Here is a 16,836-nt window from a genome sequence, read left to right on the forward strand (position 1 = left end):
GTTTATTTACGAACGATTTTCTTAACTTACTAAAAATATCATTTCCAAGCTACAAACCATATTCTTTGGCTTTATTACTTGATTTTATAGGATTCCATGGATCTTTATATGATGAGTAGAAGAATATCTCTTTAATATATGCCATTGTTCTTATTATACGCATATAATAACCATTATAAATCATCATTAACGGAATATACACAACAAGCTTAAACTCTGTTTTCCAACGCTCTGACATAGCCATTACCACCAAAAACTGTATAAAACTTGCCGTTCCGTAAATCATAATTTTTAGCGGAATAATAAAAGCCAAATAATCAACATTAACAATGATAATTTGCAAGATATAGAAAAACCAAATAACATCTAAAATCAAATTAAAGAAGACATTTTCAAAAACGGCAAAAAAGTTTGAAAAGTTAAACGATGCTTGAGGTTTAAATAAATCTGCATGCTTACGTAATCTGAATCGAACTAAAGATTTATTCCAACGTAAACGTTGTTTAGATAGTTTCTTAAAGCTATTTGGAACATTTGTTAGTCCAACTGCCGTTGGTTCAAAAGCAATATTGTAACCCATTTTTCGTATTTTCACAGTAATATCACCATCTAAACCAGGTCCAATATCCCATCCACCAATACGCTCAATAATATCTTTTCGAAAAGCTCCAAATGCACCTGACACTATCTTATAAATTCCTAAATATGAAGTAACGACACGCCCTACAGAGATAGTCTGCATATATTCAATTGCCTGCAAACTTGTAGCAATATTATAATCCTGATTTCTTGCTTTAATGTTTCCGCCAACCGCACCTGTATTTTCATCTACGTAAAACGGTATAATAATACGTTCTATGGCATATTCATCAAAAGAAGTATCAGCATCAAGGTGGACTATATACTTTCCTTTAGAGTAGCGCAAAGCAAGATTAGCAGCACTGGCTTTTCCTCCCCTAACGTCATTTCTTAAAAAAACATCGATAAATCCATTATTCAATAAACTTCTACAAATGGTTGCAGTATCATCATCAGAACCATCGTCAACAATAATAATTTCGATATTAGAATAGGATTGTTTATTAATGGAATCTACAAGTTTATAAATATGCTCTCCTTCGTTTTTTCCGGGAGCAATAACAGATATCAAAGGATTTTCAAATAATAATTTTTGTCGAGCTTCTTCGAAAATTTTAGCTTTTTTATGTCTGCTCCGATAGTATGCAAACAAAACAACCAAGTCCATTAATAAAAAGCGAGGAGCCTCTAACAAAAAGAAATACCAAAAAATATAAAATACTTTTTCGAAACCATTGGAATACCAATACCAAAAAAATTCGTCCCAAAAAGTGTATATCATTATATAGACTGATTAGTGGTTAGTAAATCATTAATCAAATCATTATGTCCTTTAGAATTATCAATATTACGTGCTTTTATCTTAACCCTTATATCGGCAGCCTCAATATTACTATCCAATAGTTTTTGAACCGACTGTTGAATATTTTTCAAAGTAGATTCTAAGCGCAATTTATCATTATCGGGAGAAACGACTAAGAAGGTATTATTGTTTATAAAGGATAATATATCTGTTGCTAATGTTGCATTCTTAATAAAGTCGGCAACTTCGGTAATTACATTTTGATATTTTACGCCAAGATTACTTGCTACAGCCACAGGAGCGCGTAAGCTTAAAACACCGATAGAAGAAATTTTACCTGTTGATTTAATACGCTCGATTTCATATTTCAAGAAGATATTGAAAGTACTGAAAGCAACAAATCCTGATAATTCAGCTTCCCTACGTTCTTCAGGAGCCAATCCGCCAATTGCAGCTTCTTCACCAAGAACGGTAAGCTCATAATTATTAATTTTACGCTCGATAAGAGCATCTACACTCTGTACTGTATTACAATTAAAGCAGGCTGCTTGCATAACAGATTCCTGCGAATGATGCCCACAACTGTTACAAGTATAAACTAAAGAAGGTTTGTCATAATCAACACCAATGTGATGAAGCAACTTATTACACTTAGGACATACCATTTGATTCCCCGAAATAAAATCGCTTTCAGGGGCAACTTTAGCACAAACAAAGTGATGAATTAGATTTTCCATATCCAAGTCGGAAGAACCACATTTTGAGCATACTTCGCGATAATTAATAAATGCCGAATAACAATTACTACACAAATGAACAATATCTTCGTAACGTGGGCGTATAAATTCTTTACTCTCGAGCTCATCAATTAGCTTAAACATATCTTCTGTATTTGCATTTTGATAATGCAAACTAAGTAGTGGATAGGTGTATCCGGTATGTGCTTTAACTGAAGTAATAGAATTCATTCGTTTATGACGAGTGTAATAGTAACGTAGGACTTTGTTCTGAATACGAATTACCAGATCGTTAGTATCCGATGTCTGTAACTGACGAATACGTTGATCTATAACATTAAAATTGCCTTCAAAAGTTTCTTCTGAAAGACTTCTTAAAACCCCATCGCTCAAAGCTAATGTAAACTCATCAACATCATCGTTTAGTGAAAGTATAAAAACAGGCACTAAATAAATAGACTCGATAAAAGAGGAACGAATAAGTTTTAAAAATGAGAAGCAGGCTTCCTTATCAGCATAATCCAGAATAAGGCCATCGCTGATAACAACCTTTTTTATATCCAATTCACGGTAATCGGAAATAAAATAAATTTCTTTATCGCTTTGCGTTTGAACCCGCTTTCCAAATTGAGTAATAGCCATATTAATTTATATTCAAGATGCTCTTGGAGCGTCTATACATTATTGAAATTTCGTTTTACTAATCCGTACTTCATACATATAATACTTCCGCCAAAGATCTTGTTCTTCTTCAGAAGTCGGAATAATTTTAGCAACAACAGATCGTTTATCACGCTCTTTGGGCTTCTTAAATTCTAAAGGCAGCTCTTCTGTATTTAGATAAAAACTATGAATTATTCCTTCGCTAATAGTACCATCAGGAAAATCAAGCTGTAGTGTTTCTCCCTCTTCAAAATATCCAATATCTTGCTGATCGATAAAGGCATATATAAACATCTTATCTGTATTATTAAGAAGCATAACTATATCTTTCTTATAGCTTGTTTCTTTTGGCTCATTTGTAATTTTACTGATAATCCCGTCTACAGGTGATTTATAATATTCCCATCGCACAACATTGCCATCACCACCATTACCGGCAGTAGCAGCTGAGGGCTGTCTCGATTGATATTCGTAAGCATTTAGTAAAGCCAAATACTTTCTTAAATATCTAACTTCTTCTTCAAGTTTTGAACGACTAACTTTATAAGCTTTTAACTTTAATTTAGCAGCTTCCAATTCTAATTTTGGATAAACATCTAAATATACTTCCTTTTTCAAGCGTTCGAGATCGGCAAGTATCCTAATAACATTATCATCAATTTCTTGAATATCGATAATTTTTAAACTTATATTTTTTTGTGTCTGAATACGTTCTTTTAAATACCAGTCAGAATTATTTGAGTTATTTGATGCCGCAACAGCAACAGCTATTCCTCCTCCACCATCCCAATCCCTATCGAGATTATATTTGTAATAAAATAAAGTATCACCTTTTTCTATGGTATCACCTACTCCGTAGAAATACCTTTCAACAATCACATCTTCAGGGAAGTTAACGGTAAAACGTTCCGTGATAATCTGACCATCGACATTTACAAAAACATTTTTTTGTAAGGTATAAAACAGCAAGGATACAAAGATGAGCAAGAAAAGTATTAAATAAATAACCCGATCCCAATTTGTTTTATTGGGCGACTTATCCTCTTTAACTCCTCGAAGTACCGTTGCTTTCGATTTAAATTTAAATGGCTTCATGCAAATTATTTATTTTTATTCATAGCTCACTATAAAAGCCGAAGTATTTCCTGATTCTGCTTTATAGTCTTTTAACGCTGCTCTTGCTTCGTTTTCATTATTATAACTTCCAATAGTATACTTATTGTATCCATTGACCTTATATACATTTATTGTTTCAATAATTTTAAATTTATTTTTCAAAAACTCATCGGATAAATTAACTTTTGCTGCAGCAAATTGAATTTGCCAAACTCTATCGCTCGAATCTTCAACGCTTTTTCTTGTTTTAGGAACAACAACTGCTTTTGCCCCAACAACCTCATCAGGCTCAAGGGTTATTGTTTCGTCTTCACCATAAACAATTACGGGTTTTTTATCACTCTCAACACGCTTATCTGTAATAGTAATCTCTACTTTCTGATTATTTGCCGCTTCGTTAAGGTCGTTATTTTCTTTCACAATATTAGCAATAGTATCTAATTTTGCTTGCAAAATTTCTTTGTTTTTTTCGTCATCAGCAAATATTTGATTACGGAGAGCAGCCATAACATCTACAGAAGAAGAAGAATTTTTTTCTCCCATTTCATAGGTGCGTAAATCAGCATTTATCATATTCTTAATATTGGAGAAAGCAAAATTTTCAACCCCAGTCTCCTCATTTAAATTTGCCATATAATTTTCAATATGAATACGATCGGCAAAATCATTGGCATCTAAGATAACAGTCAATTTTTCTTTTCCTAATGATAACTCTTGTATTAATTTATTCTCAAGTTTTTTACGATTTGGCGTTCCATCGGTAGGAACAAATACCAAATCAAATTTAGAATACACCTTACTTAAAACATTCATTGGTAAATCATCGGCTATTGAAATACTAAGGCGAATATCTTTTGATTTTTTACTGATATCAATTCCATTTACCCAATCAGAGAAATCAACTTCCTGTATTTCGCGAGCAATAGAAGTATCATTATCTAATACTAAACTATAATGCAAACCACTTATGTATTGATTATTTATTTTTGAAATTTGTTGCAGATCGCCATTAACATCGGGATAAGTTTGTCCGTCAGGAATTTTCATATTTAAGGTAAAATAAATATGGTCGCGCGATGCTTTTTCAATTAAGTCGCCAATTTTAGGACTTAAATTCCAAGAATCTATTTCCAAGACCACATCTCTAAATTCGTTCTTCCACAAATAATTAACTAAATCGGCATTGCTCATACCTTGGAAAGTAGCATTATCAACAAAAATCTGAACTCCTGTTTTATATCTTGAGGTAAAATCCCGAGGGTTTAATATTTCGACAAAAGCGAGAGGCGATTTTTCGTCAAGATAAAAAGCCATTTGTACTAATTGTATATAAAGACGTTTTTTAATATCAATAATTTCCGCTTCAATATTTTTCTTATCATCAATAAGGCTTAAAGTAAATATAGGGTTAAACCCAATATCCTGATAATCTTTTTTCACCAATTCTTTACGAATCAACTCATCGGCAAATAATTTCTTATAATAAAAGTCTTTAATCTGCTTTAGTTTAAAGGCAAATTCAGCATAATAATTTACTAACTCATTATCGCCAGCCTGAGATACTGACATACTTTCAGCTTGATAAATTTGCTTTTGTGCACTTATCAAGTTTTCCTTATTTTTAAAGCGTAAAGGAACACTCAAAGAAACTCCACCTGAACCAAATCTACGAGATGCATTCAAAGGATCGATATATAAATTATAGCGTAAGTATGGCCTTAGAGAAATATCTTGCCACCACTTCATGCCATCAGAAAACATCGCTAACTTTAAAGCAGCTATAGTATCCGTTGTTTCATTGTTATGATAAATTTTCATCAATTTATCTAAATCAATATCTACCAAAGGAAGATTTTTAGCTGAATACTGACTCGTTAATAAGGTATCGGGAATACTATTGGGGATATGCTTATTAAAAGTCTCCAGTTGAGTAATCTGTTGATTCAAATCCTCAAGCTTAGCACGGACTTTTAAAACATTTTCCCAGCCAACATAGCGCAAATGATAAAGCTCAGTGGTAAATTTCAACTGTTGCTCAATCAAACCTGAACGCTCGTGCAATACATCAATTTTTTGCTTATTAAATATATAATTTATATAATTAAAAATATATCTGTAATTTTCTGCATCCTCACGTTTTTGAGCGTCAATATCTTTTAAATAGTATTCTTTCTCTAAAGCGTTTGCTTTTGCACGCGATGCTAAAAACCCTCCTTTAATTACGTTCCACTCTACGCCAAAATAAAAACGTCGTTTATAATAAATATCTTCATCAGGAGAAAAGCCGGGTTTAAAATTCTCAGAATAATCAGCTTTAAAATTAACTCCAATATCTCCTCTTTGCGATTTAATGCGAGCTTCAACATCATTCTTATAAGCTTCGGCTACATCGTTAGAGCCATAATTAGCAGTAAATAACGCATTTAAATAAACCGTATCACCATAAATATCATTTAAAGAAGTGTATCTTACAGCTTCTGAAAAAATATTACTAACCTCTTTAGCAATTTTAAACACATTTACTGTATCAGGCAAAAAATCTCCATTACCGGCATCAACGATAGGAGTGGTGGGCACAAAATTTTTCTCCGGCTGATCGGCTAAAACAGTAAAAGCAATAAAAACAAATATAGTCATCAATATTCGTTGAATATTAACCTTAAATATTTGCTTGTTTGGAATAGGCATTTACCTTTTATGTTTTATTAATACAGATATAGCGTAGGACAAAATCCCCCACAAATCAAATTTAACAGTATCGTATTAGCTCTTCTTGATTTCACTTACAATCTATTAACAGACTTCTTAACATTCATGAATACTAATTATCAATATATCAAATATTTACGATTTACATATTAACAATTGTTCATAAGAAAAACTTCTTTTTATAGTTAAATTATTAATTTTGTTATAGTAAAAATAGCTCTAACGGGCTGTTACCTAAGTTTAGTAAATACGCATAAACAACAGCTAAATGCAAGAATCTAACATTTCTATTTTAATAGCAGAAGACGATGTTCTCTCCGGCAAAATGATGACAATTACCATAAAAAAACTGGGTTATACTTTTTATGGATTAGCAACAAATACCGATGACTGTATTAAGATGGCAGAAGACCTTCGCCCCGATCTAATTTTGATGGATATTGACATGCCCGGTAAACAAGACGGTATTGGAGCAGCCCAAATAATTTCCGATCGTTTTGGAATTCCAATTATTTACGTTACTGCCAATGCCGAAGACAGCGTATTTGCCAGAGCATTAAAAACTTCACCTTTTGGTTATGTTCTAAAACCAATAAGCAAAGAACTTATTCGTACCGTTATTGAAATGGGTTATGCCAGACATATAGTTGATATTCAATTAAAAGAAAAACAATTAGAGTTAGAAAAATTAAATACTGTATTAGAAGACAAAGTCGCAGAACGTACAATAGAACTTAAAAACAAAAACAAACAATTAGAGGAATCTCTACTAAGAGAAAAAGAAGTTAATGAGTTTAAGTCAAGAATAGTGACTACTATTTCTCACGAATTCCGAACACCAATGACAACCATTATGAGTTCGGCAGAGCTTATGGAACGTTTGATAAATAAAGATCAACCTAAGGAAAAAGTATTCAGACATACCAATTTGATAAAACAATCAGTTACCGAATTAATAGAATTACTTAATGATGTTTTACTTGTAGAAAAGTTTGATTCCGGTAAATATGAAGTAAATCTTGAACCACTAAATTTAGATGACTACTTTAAAGACTTAATCTTTAAAACAGAAATTGGAATTGGAAAAGCACATAAGTTTATTGCTAATATTGATGAGAATTTAGGGACTTGCAAGACTGATAAAAAACTTCTTGGCCATATTCTAAACAACTTGCTTTCAAACGCTTTTAAATACTCTGATAGCAATACTACGGTATACTTAAATTTAAGAAAAAATGATTCTGCTTTTGAAATTGAAGTTCAAGATGAAGGTATAGGAATGAATAAAGAAACTGTAGCTATGATTTTCGACTCTTTTTATCGTGCCAAGAATGTTACAAATATTGAAGGAACGGGTATGGGTCTTTCTATTTTAAACAATTCTATAAAAATGCTAAATGGCGAAATAAAAGTTGAAAGCGCCCCTAAAAAAGGGAGTAAGTTTATTGTAAAGCTACCTTTTAATAGCTAATTTTCAAGCAATTGCATAAACTCCTCTTCGGAGATAATTGGAATATTTAACTTTTCGGCTTTTTTTAGTTTTGCCGGCCCCATTTTTTCACCTGCTAAAATAAAATCGGTCTTTGCCGAAATAGATCCTACATTCCGACCTCCGTTTTTTTCAATCAATTCCTTAATCTCGTTTCGGGCTTTTGAAAAAGTGCCACTAACAACAAAAGACTTCCCTTCCAAAACATTAGACGTATTTTGCTCTTTTTCATCTAATTCAAAATGCAAACCTGCTTCCATTAATCTCTCTAATTCTTGCTGAATCCCATCAGCGGCAAAATAAGCAATTACACTTTCTGCTATCTTATCACCTATCTCATCAACATCAATAAGTTCTTCTAAACTTGCCTGCTTAAGCTTTTCTAAGCTTTTAAAATGGCGAGCCAATTTCTTTGCCGTTGTTTCGCCAACATATCTAATTCCCAAAGCATACAGCACTTTTGGAAAAGGCATTTCCTTTGACTTTTCTATACCGGCAAGGATATTCTCTACTGACTTTTCGCGCAAACTCATTGTTTTTGTCTGAGTACCATCTTCCGAAACAAATGTTTTTTCAAGTCCAAGCAAATCGTCATATTTCAATTGAAAAAGATCAGATAATTTTTTTACCAAACCATTATCAAAGAGCATCTCCACCTTACCTTCTCCCAAACTATCTATATTCATCGCTTTACGCGAAATAAAATGCTCTATTCTTCCTTTAATCTGAGGTGGACAATTTAAATCATTCGGACAATAATGCTTGGCTTCTCCCTCATCTCTAATAAGCATTGTTCCACATTCCGGACAATTTTCGATATAATGTAAAGGCTTACTTTCCTCATCGCGAGCAGCAGTATTTACACCCACAATTTTTGGAATTATTTCTCCGCCTTTTTCCACATAAACCAAGTCATTTAAACGAATATCCAATTGTTCAATAATATCGGCATTATGCAAAGAGGCTCGCTTAACAACGGTACCTGCTAACTGAACCGGCTCTAAATTTGCTACCGGAGTTATTGCTCCTGTTCTACCCACTTGAAAAGTAACAGAATTCAAACGAGTTTCAACGCGTTCCGCTTTAAATTTATAAGCTATCGCCCATCGGGGTGATTTTGCCGTAAAGCCCAACTTCTTTTGCAGAGCAAAATCATTGACTTTAATTACAACGCCATCAATCTGAAAATCGAGCTGATCTTTAGCACTTTCCCATTCTCTTATAAAATCAAAAACGCCTTCGATATTATTATAACGCGCCATTGTATTGGGAATATTAAAGCCTAATTTTTTGGCAAATTCCAAACTTTGGTAATGGGTATCATAACTTTGCTCATCTACAATTACGTAATACAAAAAACAATCAAGAGGCCGCTTTGCAACCACCGAAGAATCTTGCATTTTAATGCTCCCCGAAGCTGCATTTCTGGGATTAGCAAATGGTGTTTCACCAAGTTCTTCCCTCTCAGCATTTAACCTAAGAAAGCCTTTTTTTGGCATCAAAATTTCGCCTCGCAATTCTAACTCATCGGGAATATTTTCTGCTTTTAGTCGCAAAGGAATAGAACGAATAGTTTTAATATTATTGGTTACCACATCGCCTTTTACACCATCGCCACGGGTAACCGCCTTGTCTAACACTCCGTTTTTATACAGCAAACTAATGGCAACGCCATCATATTTTAGCTCACAGACATATTCAACGGTCTCAACATTGGCAAATTTCTTTACCCTTTGGTCAAAATCTCTCAGGTCTTCTTGCGAATAGGTATTTCCGAGTGAAAGCATTGGATTTTTATGCGTATGCTGTTCAAAAGATTTAGAGATGCTTCCGCCTACTCTTTGCGATGGAGAATCGTCCATTTTAAGTTCAGGAAACTCCTTTTCCAAAGCAATCAGCTCTTCCAATAACATATCAAAATCATAATCACTAATTATTGCATTCGACTGATCGTAATACAATTTATTGTGCTTATTTATTTCAGCACTTAATGCCAAAATCCTCGACTTAGCCTCTTCTATATTCATTCAAAAATATTAATCTACAATTTTAATGATTTTTTTATCTTTATCGCATTAAAAACTTAGCAAAAACATCAACAATTGAAATTTTCCACTCTCGGTCGCATCTTAAGGTTCATTCGTGTTTTCACAATCACAAAGCTGTGGAATTTATTTTTGCTATACTTCAGTTTTTATCTTTCCCGTATTACTCGAAAAGCAAAACATTGGGGAATGCCTTGGAGTCTTTCCATTGAACCTACTACCGCTTGCAACTTGAGTTGTCCTGAATGCCCTTCGGGATTAAACCAATTTAGTCGACCAACGGGGCAGATGTCTCTAGAAAATTTTAAAACTATCATTGACAAACAGTCTAAATGGCTTATTTGGTTAATTCTTTATTTTCAGGGAGAGCCTTTTTTAAACCTACATTTTTTTGAGTTTGTGCGCTATGCGCGAAAGAAAAATATTTTTACTACGACTTCCACAAACGGTCATTATTTAAGTCCGACTTTAGCCAAGAAAACCGTTGAATCAGGCTTAGACCAATTAATTATTTCTTTGGATGGATTGGATGCTGAGACTTATAAGAAATACCGAATTGGCGGTAATTTTGATACGGTGATAGATGGAATTAAAAATTTGGTAGAAGCAAAAAAAGAGGCCGGTGTTTCTCATCCCTATTTGATTGTTCAATTCATTGTTTTTAAAAGCAATGAGCATCAAATTAAAAAAGTTCAACGACTGAAAAAAGAATTAGGCGTTGATAAGGTAGAGCTTAAAACAGCTCAGTTTTACGATTTTGAAAAAGGCAAAGATTTAATGACTTCTATTGATGAATTTTCTCGGTATGAAGAAACTGAAATCGGTGAATTTAAAATCAAAAATAAGCTCAAAAACCATTGCTTGCGTATGTGGCAAGGTTCAGTAATTACCTGGGATGGCGATGTGGTTCCTTGTTGTTACGATAAGGATGCAGATCATAAGTTTGGAAATTTGATTAAAGGCGATTTTGAAAGCATTAAAAATAATAAAAGCTATTCAAACTTTCAACAACAAATTTTGGAAGATCGGTCACAGATTGAGATTTGCAGGAATTGCCCAGAATAATTTATCAGTGAGGGCGCGACTTTAAGTCACACTCTCACTAATTAAACCACTTCCGCCACAGTAAAAGTACTTCTTTCAACAAAAACCAGATTATCCTTTGATGCTGTACTTAAAACAGCCATAACGTTTTATTATGTTTTTTTAATTAAAATTCAATTAACCATTGAATACTAGGTATTATTGGGAATATGCTTAACTGTTTCCAAGTGAAATTATCATAGAAAATTAAATATGGGTTCTTTGTATTTAGCACATTAAAAAACCCAACAGTAAGTTCACGTGTATATTTTTTCTTTTTCTTCTTAAACGTATACCCTATATCGACGCGAAAATAACTAGGCAATCTATACCCATTAACACTTGACATCAATTGCCGATAATATGAATTCTCATCCATTAATACATTGGTATAATTACCTCCAATTAAATCCCAGTAAGGAAGTTCCACACCTTCATAAACTGCTATAGGCAATGTTTCAAAATGCCCCGATAAGAATGATACCGTCGCATTTAAGAGCTGTTCCTTTTGGAGCTCTTTTTTTACTCTCCATTGAGAGGTTAAATTTATTAAATGAGTTCTATCAAATTTAAATGGATAAGGATTCCCATTATTTAATTCAGCATACTGTCGTGTTGTTTTAGAAAGCGTATATGAAAAAGCCGTATTCCAATTTTCACCTCCTTTTTCTAATCTAAGTTCTAAACCATAGCTATATCCACTACCAATAACTACTTCATCGTACCAATTCGTATTTTGAACTCCAAACATATTTGTTGAGTTTTTATAGCGTACAAGATTATTCATATACTTATAGTAGATTCCTGCCGACATCATAAATTTCGAGCTTGTCCAATACCCGCCCGTATAGATTTGATTTGATATTTCTGGTCGAAAATTATTATCTGCAGGCACCATCAAATCAATAGCCCAACCAGATGCGAGACCCTCAAGCGTATGATTAGTTTGCGACATTAAATCATAACTCATTTCAAAACCACTATGTTCATTAAATTGATACATTGCATTTAGCCTTAGGTCTGTTAACCACAATCTGTTGTTGACAGTGCTATAGTAACTTTGTCTTAGTCCAAGATTTGCAGTAACCCTCTCACTTGGCTTATAATTTAAATCAAAAAACACGGTGTATAATTGAGTATTCAATGTATCAGCAAAGAAAGTGGTATTAGCCTGATTAACTAGTTCTTTCTCCGAAGCAGGCAAATATTGACGAAATTTAGCACTCACACCTGTATTCAAAGTAAGTTGATTTTTGTTAATCAAAACTGACGATTTAAACAAACCTTCTTTTAATGCAGAATGAACACTTAATGCTGAACTTAACTCTCCTTCAGAATCGTAATACTTTTGGCTTTGCCCCGAATAAAAATTATTGAAATAGGCGAATGTATGTATATTAACAGTAGAAGAGACTTTATGATCCCATGCCAATCGAAGAAAACGACTACCCCAATTCATAGCAATATCGGATTCCTCAAAACTAAACCCAAAATAGTCATTACTAATATATCCGCTAGAAATTATAGTGTTTCTCTCATCTATTTTATAATTTACTTTTAAGTAAAAATCAGCTACTTGCGGATTAATGTCGGTATCTGTTTTAGTAATCGCTTTTACTAGCAAATACTCTGGGCGAAGCAAAGATACTCTGGCGGCAGAAACTATTCCTATTTTTGTATTTGGTATATAACCATTTGCAGAAATCCCAAGCATATATGGAGACAAGCTCAATGTAGCATGGTATTTATCCCGATCGGGTTGAATAGTTGAGATCTGAGCAATAGAAGCCAAAAAATCTCCTGATGAAGCTGGGATTCCTCCCGTTCTAAAATCAATAGACTTAACTATATCTGGATGAAAGCTGGAAAATAACCCAAAAATATGAGTACTCCCATAAACAGGGACTTCATCTAGCTCTATTATATTATTACTACTATTTCCACCACGAACAAAATAACCCAAGCCACCTTCAACACCTTGCGAAACACCAGGAAGAGTAGATATATACCTAATCACATCTGTTTCTCCCAATACAGTAACTAGAGATTTTGCACTTTCCGAACGGTATATGTACTCATTATTACGACTACGAGTAGCACTACCAAATACCGAAACCTCTTTTAAATTAATTTTGCGAGCAAACTTAGCGGTATCACTTTGCATTTCCTCTTGTTCTTTAATTTCCTGTCCATAAGAGATATTAAAGAATACCAGACTCAAAATAATTAAACCAATAATATTGTATTTATTTTTCAAAAGCAGGGTCTCCATCATCATTGTAATTATAAAACCTATCTGAATACGCCGCAAAAATCCCTACCCCATTATTGATATTTGAAAATACTTCTGTCTCGTCAAACCAAATAATAGGATCCGAATCATCCAACCTCATCCATATTTTCTGAAAACTCGTTTTTAAATACTTGTCGTATTCGAGCGAAGCTGTTCGAAAACAAACAAAAGAATGCTCACCATAACTTGCTTGTAACTTAAAAGGAATATTGGATGAATTATTTATTGTGGAATCTGCTTCTATTCTAATATAAAACAAAAATGAAGGAGTATCGGCAGAAGGAATTGACGACACAAGATTCCCATCACTGTTAAACCTATCTACATTAGGATGATCTGTCCCAATTTCCTCTATAAAACCATCTCCATAAACTGGGCGCGCATCGTATAATAAAACATGGTCTGATGATAGAATACTAACCCAACATGGTAACTCTGCATTACACTGAAAATAATTCTTAGAAGGAAATCTATCTTCCGCAAAATTCGGGTAAATAATTAAGTTTTTAGGCATAGTAGTGGTAGCTGTTAACTCTGTACCATTTCCAAGCTTTACCATTAACTGATATTCTGTATTTGGAATGGGAACATACTTCAATTGCCAGTTTTTATAACTAGCGTAAGCAAAGTTTCCAACCAAACTATCACCTATTAGCAAATAAATTTCAGCATCCTTAATTTCCTTGAAAATGTATGCTTCACTAAGCTTAATACTACGCGTCAAAGTAAGCGTTTGTATACTATCGTTCTTTAATACACAGTTTACTACTGGAATGCTGCTATCTTCTTCGTTAAAAGGAAGTTCCTTTACACAAGAAGAAGATAGCAAAAGAATGAGTAAATAAATATAATTAAGTCTCATCGTTTCAAAACTTCTATTCATTTTCTAATGTAATAAGGCTTGTGGTATCCCTCAGTATTATCCCTTCTTCGGTTTCCAAAGCTATTACAAATTGAACCGAAAGCGGTAAGTTTTCTGGATTTGAATTCAGTCTCAAAAGCATACTATTCTGTGCCAAAGGAGATAAACTTAACCACTCATCAATTCTTTTGGGCTTTTCGGTATCGCCAAAACCATAGAGCAAGCGCTTGCTTACGGAGGATGCTATAAAATCAGGTTCGTATTTTACAATATCAAAGTACACGTTTAAAGAACTTCCTGCCGCAATATTAAAGAGTTCCTTATCTAGGGCAGATATTTGAAAACTCTTTATTCCTGTCAACCTATACTCAATATCTATAGGTGTATCATTTTCTTCATCTGATTGACTAATTTCTCCCGCTTTTAATCTTGATCTGTTATAACTACTTTCCAATTCACTTTCTAACTGCGGCAATGGCTCATCAACTGAATTATAAATGATTTCATTTCCATTTTCTAGTAAAAAAACAGAATCTAAATTTATATTTGAGGTAAAAACGTCTAACACAAATTTATCTATTGTAAATACATCCGTATTCCAAGCTTGGTGGTATTCATAGATGATCCGATTATCATAGTCCCAGGTAATACGTTCATAATTTCGAGCAAAAACATAATTACATTCTCTTGGGTAAAATACTAACCAAGGGTCACTTGGTTCATCAATATCACATGAACTGAACATTAATGTAAAGAATAAACCATAAAGGAACAGCTTAAAGCCTAAGAAGTTTAATTTTAACATTGCTATATTATTTTAAATAAAAAAAATTGAAAAAGAATCTTCTTCCTTAAAATGAATTATTAAAAATAAAATTTAAAGGTAGAAGATTCCTATTAATTAAGTTAATTAAATCCATACATCATCTTTCTGTCATAAATATAATTACGATCGGGATATGGCTCCCAATCAGAAATGAGCGAATATCTTGCCAGATCACCACTTCCATCCCAACCCCAATTCATAATTAAATAAGTAGTCGCTGAAACATAGGTTTCTGTTTTCTCACCATAATCCTCAATAATATACATACTCGGTTCCGTTGGTTCTCCATTATCTATAACAACCCATTCATATGTTCTGGTATATTCCGTTCTTGTTGTCTCATAGCCATCTATAAGCCAGGCATGTCCAACATAAGTCTTCCATAAGTTTATCCCTAAAAACGAAACCCATTTATCAAAACGCTCTGCTCTTACTATAACTGGCATATTACTATTTAAACTAGATAATACTGTTGAATAATTATAATCTGTGTAATTGCAATCTATATTATATGACTTAATATAGCTTTCTAGATCACCTGTAGAGGCAGATGAGCCCTCATCACTATAATCCATATTTATTGAGTTTCCAACAAAACCCATTAATGTACTAACTCTATCCTGCCCCCCAGCATCATAATACTTTTTGGCCATTAAATCCCAAGTTGTCGAGTTAGAATTACTAAAATTAAAATAGTAACTACTTGCATCATCTTCTGACCATCCATAACAGCTCCCAACCGAATACATATTTAGAGGTTTACTAATATTATAATGTAAATAATATAACATTTGAGCTCCAGCAACAGCTACACATCCCGTTAAGCAACGCTCAGTATATTCCCTGTTATAAGGCACACAAGAATTCCAAGGAGTACCCTGTCCCCATTTTGTATTAACTAATGGCCCTACTTGGAAAGAAGGCAATGCTGTTGAAGTAATGCTTACTAATTGCCAATAACCATTTTCCGGGTCTATTCCATCAGGAGGAATCATCGTTTTAATATCATCTTTTTGAGATTTAAAACTTCTGTAATTTTTAATATCTGACCATATATTATAAGAAACATCCGATGTATCAAATTCGCCATGCTTTTTCAAAACAAAGATACGTTCAGCCAAATCATCAATCCAAGTAGCTATACCAGGATTCAGTTTGTCAAGTTCAAATTCTCCAGTATTTTCCTCCGCAAAAACACATTGCGTACGTTTATCAGCTGAAATAATTTTCCAACCATTCGCCTGATCATAATTTACAATGTACAAAAGAGTATCACCACTATAAATGACTGGCTCAATATTCCAACTGATACCTAAAGAGTTATTACTTTCCGATATTTCCAAGAAAGTATTCACATCAGCTAAACTTACATTAAAATCTAAAGCTAACTCCTCTTTGCTTTTAACGATAAAATTTTCATCAAAATCAATCTGCTGACAGGATATAAGAGCAGTAGATAATAACAAATAAAAAAAATATTTAGTTTTCATACGTAAAAGGATTTATGAATGCTTGTTTTTTTCAAATTAAGCACTCCCGTTAATAAAATTATTTAAAAACTTCCCCCTTAAATAATATTACGCATATAATAAATTCCCACTTAGCAGTAAGAGCTATACATAATTACTGTAC

The 16,836-nt window shown here is 33.2% G+C and carries 11 protein-coding genes; 2 read left to right on the plus strand and 9 right to left on the minus strand.

Annotated elements, in window-relative coordinates:
• Positions 1 to 49: 49 nt before the first annotated feature.
• From J7K39_04785 to J7K39_04800, 4 genes are read right to left on the minus strand one after another with little or no spacing between them, the layout of a single operon-like run.
• Positions 50 to 1,360, minus strand: a complete 1,311-nt coding sequence (locus J7K39_04785) for a glycosyltransferase (GenBank protein ID MCD6179198.1) — start codon at positions 1,358 to 1,360, stop codon at positions 50 to 52.
• On the minus strand, positions 1,360 to 2,760 hold the full coding sequence (locus tag J7K39_04790; GenBank protein MCD6179199.1) for a hypothetical protein: 1,401 nt from the start codon (positions 2,758 to 2,760) through the stop codon (positions 1,360 to 1,362). Before J7K39_04790 ends, J7K39_04785 begins: the two co-directional genes overlap by 1 nt.
• Before the next feature lie 39 nt (positions 2,761 to 2,799).
• Complete coding sequence (locus tag J7K39_04795) at positions 2,800 to 3,876, minus strand: HlyD family secretion protein (GenBank protein MCD6179200.1); 1,077 nt, start codon at positions 3,874 to 3,876, stop codon at positions 2,800 to 2,802.
• 15 nt (positions 3,877 to 3,891) lie between these two features.
• Positions 3,892 to 6,585: a hypothetical protein gene (locus tag J7K39_04800; protein ID MCD6179201.1), complete on the minus strand. Its 2,694-nt coding sequence runs from the start codon at positions 6,583 to 6,585 to the stop codon at positions 3,892 to 3,894.
• Between the two features lie 289 nt (positions 6,586 to 6,874).
• Here J7K39_04800 and J7K39_04805 point away from each other — a divergent pair, with 289 nt between their 5' ends.
• Positions 6,875 to 8,077 (plus strand): response regulator, encoded by a 1,203-nt coding sequence (locus J7K39_04805; GenBank protein ID MCD6179202.1) that lies wholly within the window; start codon positions 6,875 to 6,877, stop codon positions 8,075 to 8,077.
• On the opposite strand, the gene ligA is transcribed toward J7K39_04805, so the two are convergent.
• Positions 8,074 to 10,122: an NAD-dependent DNA ligase LigA gene (ligA, locus tag J7K39_04810; GenBank protein ID MCD6179203.1), complete on the minus strand. Its 2,049-nt coding sequence runs from the start codon at positions 10,120 to 10,122 to the stop codon at positions 8,074 to 8,076. The two genes, J7K39_04805 and ligA, sit on opposite strands and share 4 nt — an antisense overlap.
• Before the next feature lie 207 nt (positions 10,123 to 10,329).
• Here ligA and J7K39_04815 point away from each other — a divergent pair, with 207 nt between their 5' ends.
• Positions 10,330 to 11,205 (plus strand): radical SAM protein, encoded by an 876-nt coding sequence (locus J7K39_04815; GenBank protein MCD6179204.1) that lies wholly within the window; start codon positions 10,330 to 10,332, stop codon positions 11,203 to 11,205.
• A gap of 145 nt (positions 11,206 to 11,350) precedes the next feature.
• Here the strand turns inward: J7K39_04815 and J7K39_04820 are convergent, their stop codons facing one another.
• From J7K39_04820 to J7K39_04835, 4 genes are all read right to left on the minus strand, one after another.
• Entirely contained in the window at positions 11,351 to 13,498 is a 2,148-nt protein-coding gene (locus tag J7K39_04820) for a TonB-dependent receptor (protein MCD6179205.1), read from the minus strand.
• On the minus strand, positions 13,470 to 14,399 hold the full coding sequence (locus J7K39_04825) for a DUF4249 family protein (protein MCD6179206.1): 930 nt from the start codon (positions 14,397 to 14,399) through the stop codon (positions 13,470 to 13,472). Before J7K39_04825 ends, J7K39_04820 begins: the two co-directional genes overlap by 29 nt.
• Positions 14,392 to 15,183 (minus strand): hypothetical protein, encoded by a 792-nt coding sequence (locus J7K39_04830; GenBank protein MCD6179207.1) that lies wholly within the window; start codon positions 15,181 to 15,183, stop codon positions 14,392 to 14,394. Before J7K39_04830 ends, J7K39_04825 begins: the two co-directional genes overlap by 8 nt.
• Before the next feature lie 101 nt (positions 15,184 to 15,284).
• Positions 15,285 to 16,694, minus strand: a complete 1,410-nt coding sequence (locus tag J7K39_04835) for a C10 family peptidase (GenBank protein ID MCD6179208.1) — start codon at positions 16,692 to 16,694, stop codon at positions 15,285 to 15,287.
• Positions 16,695 to 16,836: the final 142 nt, after the last annotated feature.

This window comes from Bacteroidales bacterium (genome assembly GCA_021157585.1).
Classification (GTDB): domain Bacteria; phylum Bacteroidota; class Bacteroidia; order Bacteroidales; family UBA12170; genus UBA12170.